General features: G+C 70.0%; 2 protein-coding genes. One reads left to right on the top strand and one right to left on the bottom strand.

Annotation, left to right across the window (positions count from 1 at the left end; genetic code table 11):
• Positions 1-26: 26 nt before the first annotated feature.
• Positions 27-1,400 carry a dihydrolipoyl dehydrogenase gene (gene lpdA, locus SACHA_RS0115385; protein WP_019811102.1) on the bottom strand — a complete coding sequence of 458 codons (1,374 nt, stop codon included), beginning with the start codon at positions 1,398-1,400 and terminating at the stop codon, positions 27-29.
• Positions 1,401-1,640: 240 nt separating this feature from the next.
• Here lpdA and SACHA_RS25650 point away from each other — a divergent pair.
• The coding region (locus SACHA_RS25650) for a hypothetical protein (RefSeq protein ID WP_019811096.1) at positions 1,641-1,975 on the top strand (335 nt) is incomplete at its 3' end.

Raw genomic sequence — 1,975 nt, 5'->3', positions numbered from 1 at the left:
GTGGGCGCTGCCCGGCCGCGGCCGCCTCAGCCGTGCACGTGCAGCGGCTTGCCGGCCAGCGCCAGGTGCGCCTCGCCGAGAGCCTCGGACTGGGTGGGGTGGGCGTGGATCAGCGGGGCGACGTCCTCGGGGAACGCCTCCCAGTTGTAGATGAGCTGGGCCTCGCCGATCAGCTCACCGACCCGGTCGCCCACCAGGTGCAGCCCGACCACCGGCCCGTCCGGGGCCTTGACCAGCTTCACCGCACCGGAGGTCTTCAGGATCTGGCTCTTGCCGTTGCCCCCGAGGTCGTAGGTGAACGTGGTGATGTCCGAACCGTGGGTCTCCCGCGCCTCGGCCTCGGTCAGGCCGACGGAGGCGACCTCGGGGTGCGAGTAGGTGACGCGCGGGATGCCGCTCTCGTCGACCGGCCCCGGGTTCAGCCCGGCGATCTCCTCGGCCACGAACACGCCCTGCTGGAACCCGCGGTGCGCGAGCTGCAGCCCGGGCACGATGTCGCCGACGGCGTAGACGTTGGGCAGGTTGGTGCGCAGCCGCTCGTCGGTACGGACGAAGCCGCGCTCCATCGTGATGCCCGCCTCGTCGTAGCCGTGCCCGGCCGTGTTCGGACCGCGCCCCACCGCGACCAGCAGCAGGTCGGCCTCCAGCGTCTCGCCGGACTCCAGCGACACGCTCACGCCGTTGTCGTCCTGCTTGGCGCCGGTGAACTTCACGCCCGTCTTGTAGCTGATCTTGCGGCGCCGGAAGGCGCGTTCGAGCTGCTTGGAGGCGAACTCGTCCTCGTTGGGCACGAGCCGGGGCAGGGCCTCCACGATGGTCACCTCGGCGCCGAACGACGCCCACACGCTGGCGAACTCGACGCCGATCACGCCGCCGCCGAGCACCACCACCTTCTCCGGCACGCGGTCCAGGGTGAGGGCCTCCTCGCTGGCGACGATGCGGCCGCCCAGTTCGAGGTCCGGCAGCGTCTTGGAGTAGGAGCCGGTGGACAGCAGCACGTTCTTGCCGGTGTAGCGGGTGCCGTCGACCTCGACGGTGGTGCCGCCGACGAAGGTGCCGGTGCCCTCCACGTAGTTGATCTCGTGGGCCTTCGCGAGGCCCTGCAGACCCTTGTAGAGGCGGTTCACGACGGTGTCCTTGTACTTGTGCACACCGTCGATGTCGATGCCCTCGAACACGCTCTTGACGCCGAACTGGTCGCCCTCCCGCGCCGAGTCGGCGACCTCCGCGGCGTGCAGCAGTGCCTTGGTCGGGATGCAACCCCGGTGCAGGCAGGTGCCGCCCAGCTTGTCCTTCTCGATCAGGGTGACGGACAGGCCCAGCTCGGCGGCGCGGAACGCCGCGGCGTAACCACCCGATCCGCCACCAAGGATCACCAGGTCGGCTTCAGCGTCGGTCACTTGTCAAACTCCCTCGGCAGGTGTCGATCGTGTGTCCACGGGCGCTGTTGGGCGCTCATGCCACCTCATCTTGTCACCCCGCCCGAATCCGGTGCGAGTGAGTGGGGCTGTGACACCGCTTGCGCCGGCACCGGGCGAATCCGGTGAAACCGGACACCTCCGGCGCGGGTGCGGGGGAGACAGACCCGGTCGGGGTCGGAATAATGCTCGCCGCGACCCGACTGAGGAAGGTGAGGCGAGGTGGGCCTGTTCGACTCGTTGCGCAGACGTCGCAAAGGGGGGAAGTCCGGCAAGCCCGGGGCGGTGCGCGGGGCGAGTTCCGCCGACACGGACCATCTCGACCAGTGGGCCTCCGCCCGGCGCGGGGTGGAGGCGTTCGTCGAGCCGCGCACCAACGTCACCGAGACCACCGTGGTCCTCGTCGCCCATGACGGGGAATGGACCCGCCGCCGGATCGGCAGCCTCGGTGCGGCCCAGCAGTTCGGGAAGAAACGGGCGATCCCGGTCTACGAGGTCGCCAAGACCGGCTACCCGAAGCGCATGCGCGAGTACACCGAACGGCAGCGGATCCTGCG

Source organism: Saccharomonospora halophila 8 (assembly GCF_000383775.1).
Classification (GTDB): Bacteria; Actinomycetota; Actinomycetes; order Mycobacteriales; family Pseudonocardiaceae; genus Saccharomonospora; species Saccharomonospora halophila.
The sequence above is the reverse complement of the archived record's forward strand: the minus strand, read 5'-3'. Positions and strand labels throughout refer to the sequence as shown.